Source organism: Pseudomaricurvus sp., assembly GCF_965662505.1.
In the GTDB taxonomy this organism is placed as follows: Bacteria; Pseudomonadota; Gammaproteobacteria; order Pseudomonadales; family Cellvibrionaceae; genus Pseudomaricurvus.
On the sequence record NZ_CBFIHX010000131.1, the window covers coordinates 1 to 8,971 of the forward strand.

An 8,971-nucleotide genomic window follows, 5' to 3' on the forward strand; every position below is an offset into this window, starting at 1 on the left:
GTGAGTTCTCTTTTGGACTCCTGACCCGCACAGAGAATGACGTTGTCGACCGCAAGCACCTTGGTGTTGTCGCCGACTTGGATGTGCAACCCTTCGTCGTCAATTTTCAGGTACTCACAACCGGGAATCATTTTGACCCCTTTGTTGATCAAACCCGTGCGATGAATCCATCCCGTAGTTTTGCCCAATCCACCACCGACTGTTGCTGTTTTACGTTGCAGCAGATAGACCTCTCTGGGTGACGGATAAACATCAGCGGTTACGCCTTCAATACCGCCGCGTGCTTGCAGACTCATATCGACGCCCCATTCTTGCATGAACGCTTCAATGTTCTGACTCAGTGAGGGGCCGGCGTGGGTCAGGTATTCCGAAACGTCAAAGCCGATACCGCCCGCACCAATGACAGCCACCTTTTCACCGACAGCTTTCTTGTCTTTCAAAACGTCCAGATAACTGAGAACTTTTTCATGCTCGACACCGGGGATGGCCGGGGTGCGCGGATTGATACCGGTAGCCAGAATGACTTCATCAAAATCGCCGTTATTCAATTGTTCGGCAGAGACTTTGGTGTCCAGTTGTAAAGTGACACCGGTCAGCTCGATGCGTCGCTGAAAATAACGGATTGTCTCGTAAAACTCTTCTTTGCCTGGAATCTGCTTGGCAATATTAAACTGTCCACCAATTTCACTGGCCGCGTCGAACAGGGTGACCTGATGACCGCGCTCTGCAGCAGACGTCGCAAAAGCTAAACCAGCCGGGCCTGCGCCAATCACTGCCAGCTTTTTCACTTGAGTGGTTGGCAGAAGATTCAGTTCGGTTTCGTGACAGGCGCGAGGGTTCACCAGACAGCTGGTCATCTTGCCGCTGAAGATATGATCCAGGCAGGCCTGATTACAACCAATACAGGTGTTGATTTCGTCACTCTTGCCTTCGGCAGCTTTGTTGACAAAATCTGCATCCGCCAAAAAGGGTCGAGCCATCGACACCATGTCGGCATCGCCATTGCTCAGTACTTCTTCGGCTTTCTCAGGGGTGTTAATACGGTTCGAGGTAATGACAGGAATCGTAAATTGATCTTTGAATTTAGCCGTTACCCAAGTAAAGGCGGCACGCGGAACCTTGGTGGCAATGGTAGGGATGCGAGCCTCGTGCCAGCCAATGCCGGTGTTGATAATGGAGGCCCCGGCTTTTTCAACCGCTTTACCCAGCATGACCACTTCATCATAGGTGCTGCCACCTTCAACCAAGTCCAACATGGACAGGCGATAGATAATAATGAACTCTTCGCCGACGGCTTCGCGGACACGTCGCACCACTTCAACCGGCAAGCGCATGCGGTTTTCATAGTTACCACCCCAGTCGTCGTCGCGTTTGTTGGTACGCTCAGCGAGAAACTGATTCAGGAAATAACCTTCCGAACCCATGATTTCGACACCGTCGTAGCCGCTTTTCTGAGCCAAAACGGCAGTGCGAACGAAGTCTTCAATTTGTTGTTCTATTTCTTCTTCCGAGGCTGCCTTGGGCTTGAAGGGATTGATCGGAGCCTGAATGGAAGAGGGGGCGATGGGGTTTTCATTAAAGGCATAGCGCCCGGTATGAAGAATCTGCATGCAGATTTTGCCGCCGGCTTCGTGCACAGCAGACGTAATGATTTGATGATCGGCACAATCTTCTTCGCTCCAGAGCATTTTTGTATGCTCATGGGTAGCGGCGCGTTTGTTGGGGCCAAAGCCGCCGGTGACGATCAGGCCAACACCGCCGCGTGCACGTTCTGCAAAAAAAGCGGCCATGCGCTCATGGCCATTGGGGGCTTCTTCCAGACCGGTGTGCATGGATCCCATGAGGACTCGGTTCTTGAGAGTGGTGAAACCCAAATCCAGTGGGGCAAGCATGTTGGGGTATAGATCTGCGCTCATGGCAATCTCCTGTGTAATTGTGCTCGTTCTAAAAGGCTAATAGTCGGTTGTTAACCAGAGTCTGCCGGTAGACTTCTCAGGCTGTGATTTTGTTAATTGATCAAGGATCAGATAAATCCGGCTTCTTTCAGGTGTTCAGTCATTTTTTCATACATCAGATTAAGACCGTTGATGGGGCGCATCATGACTTCGAAGTGCTTAATTTGTCCTTCATCGTCCCAGTGGATCAGGTCAACACCTTTAATGTTTTTACCATCTATCTTGGCGGAAAATTCCAGCGCAAAGCTGTTGTTATCAATCCATTCATGGTGGTATTCAAAGTCCTCAAAAATTTCGATGACCATGCTCAAAATATAGGCTGTGATGTCTCGGCCTTGTTTGGGTTTCCATACCGTTGGCGAGTGAAACTCGACCTGTTCTGCTAGCAGGTCGTGTAGCAGTGCCATGTCTTTTTCAAAAATCACTTTGTGCCAGCGTTCGAGACGATCATCTTTCATGTGAGGTTCCTAAATTGCTCCACTTTAAAAGTGTTTCGCTACGCGATTCTTAGCGGATCAAGATTTCTGTTGTCGTTTTAATCGAAGGCGTAGTTTTAATCAGAAATATCGTTTTAATCGAAAATGGTGCCCACTTTATTCAGCTCTTCAAACTCCGGTTCCCGCTTTTCGGCTTTCGCCATAAAGGTTTCCATCATGTCAGTCTGAGGTTGGAACATGCCACTTTGCCAGACGGACATGTAATTTAAGCTTTCAGCAACGCTGTGGTCGCGGGTGTAGTTGATCATTTCTTTACAACCGGCAACGGCAAGGGGAGAGCGAGCGGCAATTTGCTCGGCGATTTCCATGACGCCTTCGAGCATGGTGGCCTGATCTTTAAAAACTCTGTTAACCAGACCCGCCTGCAGGGCTTCGTCCGCGTAAAAGCGTCGTCCGGTGTAGGCCAGCTCTCTTACCAAGCCTTGAGGAATTAGTTTGGGTAACCGTTGCAAGGTGCCTACATCCGCCGTCATGCCCAGCTTGGTTTCTTCAATGCTGAAAAAGGCATCCTCAGTACAATAACGACTGTCACAAGCTGTCACCATGTCGACGGCGCCACCGATACAGCCACCCTGAATAGCGGCCAGAACCGGCATACGCACTTTCTCAAACTGGCTGAGGGCATCTTGCAACTGCAATACGGTGCGGCGCAGGTTTTCGTGTTTGCGGCCGAGTTCTTGATCTTTTTGCAGACTGCCCCCGGTAAACACCGCCAGATCCATGCCGGCGGAGAAGTGCTTGCCGGTAGAGGAGAGGACAATGACCCGAGCTGCGGCTTCATCGTTAATGTGTCGAACGACTTCCGGCAACTCTTGCCATAGAGCAGGGTTCATGGTGTTCAGAGCGTCTGGGCGATTGAGCTGGATATGGGCAATTTTGTCGGCAATCGTCAGTTTGAGGCTTTCGTAACTCATGTGGCGGCTCCTGGGGACTAATGAATGGCTGAAACTAGACGGTGTCCAGTTTGTGATTTTGCTAATCTATCCCTTCATTTTGACAGTGTCAAGATTGGCTGGTAGATTGAATGCCATCTTTAATCAGCGCCATCTCTAAACAAGTGCCGCCTTGAACAACCCACACCAGTGATGAATACGAACGTGAAGACCAGCGCTCATAGCACCAGTACCCATTCAGCTAAGGCGTCATATCACCATGGTGATCTGCGACAAGTGCTAATGGATGAAGCGGCCAAAATGATCCGCACGGACGGCGAGCACGCCTTTTCTATGCGAAAACTGGCTGCGCAAGTGGGCGTCTCCCGTACTGCGCCATATCACCATTTTGAAGATAAGCAGGCACTTTTGTGCGCCATCGCGGAGGAGGGCTTCCGTCGTTTTCAGTTATTTGACGTTTCTGTGGCTCAAGATCCGGAAACCGGTTTGATTGCCTTTGAGGTTTTGCAGGGTTTTGTCGACCGCTATGTCCGGTTCGCACTGGATAATGCTGAATATTATGATCTGATGTTTGGCGGACATCTCTGGAAAAATCAACAGCTTACAGAGTCTCTCACCCGTGAGGCTCACACGTCATTCAGGCGTTATGTCGAGGGCATCCGCCGCTGGCAGGATCAGGGTTTAATTCTGAAATCCATTGATCCTCTGCGTTATGCCCAGGTGAGCTGGAGTACCTTGCACGGCATGAGTCGTCTGCTCATTGACGGTATCTACGTTGACGAAGCGGCAATCGAGCCGGTATCCCACAATGCTGCCATGATGTTCTGGGCCGAACTGACCGGTCAGGCACGTCGTTAAAACGCTTTGATTTCTCAATTCCCTCAAATACAGCTCTTCTTGTGAAGAATTGCTGTTGATTTATGCGCAACTTCCCTGTTTTTACCAAAAGCGCTTGTCGCTGCTTGCGGTTTCTCACTTCTTGATCTAGACGATATAGGGAGTGAGTCGGGGCCATCGTCAATAAACACAACAGATTCAATAGCATAAGCACACCGAGTCGCATTTTCTCGCCTACACTCATAGAAACGGTTGAACGCTAGACGAAGTGGTTAAACGTCAGGTTCTGGCCAGGGATGTTTCAGGGGAAAAGATCGGCATGCAAGATGTGATGTATATCAAGATCGGTGGCTATATCTGGAAATTATTCGAAGATGGCCATCTGGAGTTACTGGCGCCTGGCGAAACCGTTCCAGAAGGTGAAGTGGTTATCACGGATGTGCCTCCAGAGACAATCCTTAAGGGAACGTTACTGTCCAGCGGAACGAGCGCGGTTACCACCATCTTTGGCAATGTGGATCGGGATGGTGATGAAACGATTCCCCAGGCCGGCTTTCGCACTTACACCTTGCCAGATTCTACGGAGTCGGTAGAAAACCCCTCAACCCTCGTCCAGCGCCTGAGTTCTGAGGCTGCCATCACCATCGAAGTCAACGATGATGAAAACCTCGAAGACAGCTTCGTTAACCGTTTTGAAAACCCCTCCGTCGACTTTTTTGGAACCACTTTCGAGATCGATGATGATTGGACCGTTGAGCTGGCGCTGATTGACAGTTCCGGTCAGGTATTCATCAGTCAGTCCATTGTCGTGGGAGGTGTATGGGAGTTACCAGATCAGGATCTGACGCCGCTGGCGGAAGGGCCGTTTATTGCTGTGGCGTCGGTAACGGATTTTTACGGCAACCGTGTCAGTAGCTCAACCACCAGTGTGAAAGATACTCTGGCAGAAGGGGTGTCCGTTGAAGGTGATACGGGCGATGACACGATTATCGATATGTTTGAAGCGCCAGCGGCCCAGCTTTCCGGTGAGTTTGCTCATGTACAGGCTGGCGCCAATATTGATCTATACGTGACCGATATTGCAGGCACGGAGCTTAAGTTTTCCACCACACTGAACGCTGACGGTACCTGGTCGCTTGTGGGTGACCTGAGCAGTTTGGTGGAAGGCACCCTGACACTGCGTTCTGAAACCATAGATCTGGCTGGCAACCCGGCCCAAATCAGTAACACCGTTGAGCTGTTTCTTTCCCCGACGATTACCGTGAATAACGACGACCCTGACGGTGTCTTCAATCAATATGAAGCGCCGACGGAAGTATTTTACGGTACAACCTTGAATGTCGAAGACGGCCAGACTGTCACCGTGACTGTTTCTTCCAGCGGCGGCGGATCGCCACTGGTGCTGACCACCACAGTCGTCAATCAAACCTGGACGATTGATCCCTACGATGTGTCCAGCCTACCGGATGGCACGCTCACCATTACCGCGGATACCGTGAATCTGGCGGGGCAGCCTGCGCAAGATCAAATCAACTGGCGTCTCGATCAGACAGCCGACATCGATGCACAATTTATCGACCCCAATACCGATGGCGTCTATAACGCACTGGAGGCCATGGCTGCTTCGGTCATTGGTAACGTAATCGATATCGAAGACGGTCAACCGGTGGCCATTCAAGCTGAAGATACCGCAGGCAATGTGATTCGCGGTACCGGTGTTGTTTCTGGTGGGAGCTGGGCCTCTATCGATTTTGATGTGTCGGCGGCGGCTCCGGGTGAGCTGAAACTGACCATTCTGGGGATTGATGTTGCCGGTAATCGGGTTAACGCGACGGCAACCATTGATTACGATCCTATCGCCATCATTGATGATATTGCAGACGATCCTGCCGATGCAGACCAAATCTTTAATCTGGATCAGGTAACCAACAAAATTACGCTTGCGGGCAGCACTGACAACATAGAGACCGGTCAGCCGCTGGTCATTACGATTTCAGATGGCGTGAACCCGGATGTGGTGATTAATACCGTGTCAGTGCAGGGCGCAACGGGGATCTGGAGTGATACCGGTCCGGGCACCTGGACAACCGCGACAAACGGCGTGGATATTTCCAGCCTGAACGATGGGGATCTTACCGTCACCATTACCGGGTCGGATGTTGCCGGCAACCCGGCGTTGGGTACCGATACCATCCATAAAGACACCATAGCTGTCATCACCGTTCAATTCGATCAAGCCATTTACGAAGCCAATAACGTTGAAACTGCGACGGTTAGCGGTACGGTCACAGATGTCGAAAGAGGGCAGAAAGTCAGTGTTTCAATAACAGATACTGCGGGGAATGGACCTGTAAGCTTGATGGGAACCGTCGGCCTCGGCGGACGTTGGACGGGGGATGCCTCGGTCGATTTGTCAGTTTTACTGGACGGCACCTTAACGGTTGATGTTTCGGTGTTGGATGTGGCAGGTAACGAAGCTACGGCAACCAATACCGCCCCCAAAGATGCCGTAACGATCACCATCCTAAACGATGATGACGGTGTTGGCAGCGATTACACCTACGACGATGGCACCTTTAATCAATACGAATCACCAACCACCTCATTTTATGGTGTGACCACCTTTGTGGACGATGGCAGCACCGTCACGCTGGAAATTACTGATGGAACCACGACCGTCACTGAAACGGTGACGGTGTCGGGCAATGCTTGGCGAATCGATAATGTCGACCTTTCCGGTTTAGACGATGGCACCCTGACCGCAACGGCGACGGTGACCAACAGCCTTGGCGATACCGACAGTGCCAACCTGAACCGCGAACTGGATCAAACCGCGGCGATTGATGCCGAGTTCGTCGATCCCAATACCGACGGGGTGTATAACGCACTTGAAGCCATGGCTGCGGCGCTACTAGGTAACGTTACCGACATTGAAGATGGGCAGTTGGTTGACGTTACCGTGGAAGACAGTCTGGGGCAAAAAATCACTGGAACAGGCACTGTCTCCGGCGGCACTTGGAGTACCTCGGGACTGGATTTATCAGCTGCTGAACCGGGAACCCTGACGCTTACGATTGAAGGTAGGGATGTTGCAGGTAATCTGGCGACTGCAACTGCCACGATTGATTACGACCCTATTGCGGTTATTGATGATCTGGCTATTGACGATCAGGACAGCGATGCCGATCAATTATTTAATGCCGCTGAAGTTGGAGCAGGAATAACACTGGAGGGGACTACCAGCGGTATCGAAACCGGTCAGTCGTTAACCATTACCATATCCGATGGAGTGAATCCCGATGTAGTGGTTAATAGTAGTGTCGCTGGTGCTACAGGCACAGGCAGCGCCACCGGCGCAGGCAGCTGGATTACTGCACTGAATGATGTGGACTTATCAGCACTCAACGATGGTGATTTGACGGTAACAATCACAGGAGAAGATGTAGCGGGTAATCCAGCAACGGGTACCGACACGATTCACAAAGATACTCTGGCCGCGATTACTGTGCAGTTTGATGGCGATGGGCAACTATCAGCCAGTGAAATTACCGCAGTTTCCATCAGTGGCACCACGACAGATATTGAGGCAGGGCAAACCGTCACCGTCACAATCTCCGGCGGTACGGCTGCTGATATTGTCTTTGACGCTATCATTCAGGCAGACGGAAGTTATAGCAGTTTAAATAACGCAACTGATACAACCTACGATCTGAGTGGGTTTGATGATGGCACATTAACGGTTGATGTGGCTGTAGAGGATGTTGCTGGTAATCCGGCGACGGCCACCAATACCACCATCAAAGATGTTGTTGTCGAGATTGATATTGATACAGGTGCTAATGGTCTTGATGTTGCAGCGATCAAAAGCGGATCATTAACGGATTATTCCGGGACGACGGATGCTGAAGATGGACAAACTGTCACTCTCACTATTTCGGATGGTGTGAACTCCCAGAGCCAAACCTCTACGGTTTCCAGTGGGGCTTGGTCTATCACAGGATTATTACCAACAGGTCTGGTCGCTAACAGCGAATGGACATTAACCGCGACGGTCGATGATCAGGCAGGCAACACGGCGACAGACAGCACACCGACCATTATTCAGCCGACCACGGTCATACTTGCAGAAGCAAATGTGAGCTTTGTTCCGGATGTGGCTGTGTCGCAGATTTTGTCGCAAATTGATGCTGATCCCGCGTTTAACCCAGGTCCATATACTTTCAGTGATGCTGCTCGTCAGGTGGATTTTGACAGTTTAACTTCTAGCGATGGGTCAGGTGATAGCACAACCAGAGTAGAGGTTTCACCCGATGGTAAAACCATTCAGCTGATTCGTAATGGCGACAATTTTGTCGTTATTGAAGGTGTTATAGATGATACTTCTGGCTCGGTAACTTTGACCTTAAGGGGAGGCATTGAACAGGCTCCCGGCCTTAACGCTATTGCCAGTAACATTCTGATTCAAACCACGGAAAATGATGTGTCGGGTGATCCAAATGCCGATGTGGTGGAGTCAGAATTAAGATTTGTGATTCGGGATACCTCGCTGGAATTTGCCGTAGACGATGCTTATCAGGTGGTTGAAGACACAACTACGACGGGTGACCTGTTTGCCAACGATAACTTGCAGGAAGGCCCGCTAACGATTCAATCCATTAGATTCAATGGAACTGATTACAGTGTGAGTACAACTACACCCGCTGTCATTACAGACGCTACCGGAATTTTGACGGTGAATAGCTCTGGCACCTGGAGCTTCGAAGCCGCACGTAATCAGGACAACTCCACA

General features: G+C 50.7%; 5 protein-coding genes. 2 read left to right on the plus strand and 3 right to left on the minus strand.

Translation table 11 applies throughout. The features are described 5' to 3' along the window. From ACTG33_RS14565 to ACTG33_RS14575, 3 genes are all read right to left on the minus strand, one after another. The coding region (locus tag ACTG33_RS14565) for an FAD-dependent oxidoreductase (protein ID WP_439135950.1) at positions 1 to 1,916 on the minus strand (1,916 nt) is incomplete at its 3' end. 107 nt (positions 1,917 to 2,023) lie between these two features. Next, complete coding sequence (locus ACTG33_RS14570) at positions 2,024 to 2,413, minus strand: nuclear transport factor 2 family protein (RefSeq protein ID WP_439135951.1); 390 nt, start codon at positions 2,411 to 2,413, stop codon at positions 2,024 to 2,026. Positions 2,414 to 2,526: 113 nt separating this feature from the next. After that, entirely contained in the window at positions 2,527 to 3,366 is an 840-nt protein-coding gene (locus ACTG33_RS14575; protein ID WP_439135952.1) for a crotonase/enoyl-CoA hydratase family protein, read from the minus strand. Between the two features lie 183 nt (positions 3,367 to 3,549). On the opposite strand from ACTG33_RS14575, the gene ACTG33_RS14580 reads away from it, so the two are divergent. Together ACTG33_RS14580 and ACTG33_RS14585 are read left to right on the plus strand one after the other, a co-directional pair. After that, a complete protein-coding gene (locus ACTG33_RS14580) occupies positions 3,550 to 4,203 on the plus strand; it encodes a TetR/AcrR family transcriptional regulator (RefSeq protein ID WP_439135953.1) in 654 nt (217 codons plus the stop codon). Positions 4,204 to 4,501: 298 nt separating this feature from the next. Beyond that, a partial coding sequence (locus tag ACTG33_RS14585) for a beta strand repeat-containing protein (protein WP_439135954.1) occupies positions 4,502 to 8,971 on the plus strand: 4,470 nt, incomplete at its 3' end.

Coding starts and splice junctions, on each gene's coding strand:
- ACTG33_RS14570 (WP_439135951.1), bottom strand. CDS start 2,413: ATGAAAGATGATCGTCTCGAACGCTGGCACAAAGTGATTTTTGAAAAA.
- ACTG33_RS14575 (WP_439135952.1), bottom strand. CDS start 3,366: ATGAGTTACGAAAGCCTCAAACTGACGATTGCCGACAAAATTGCCCAT.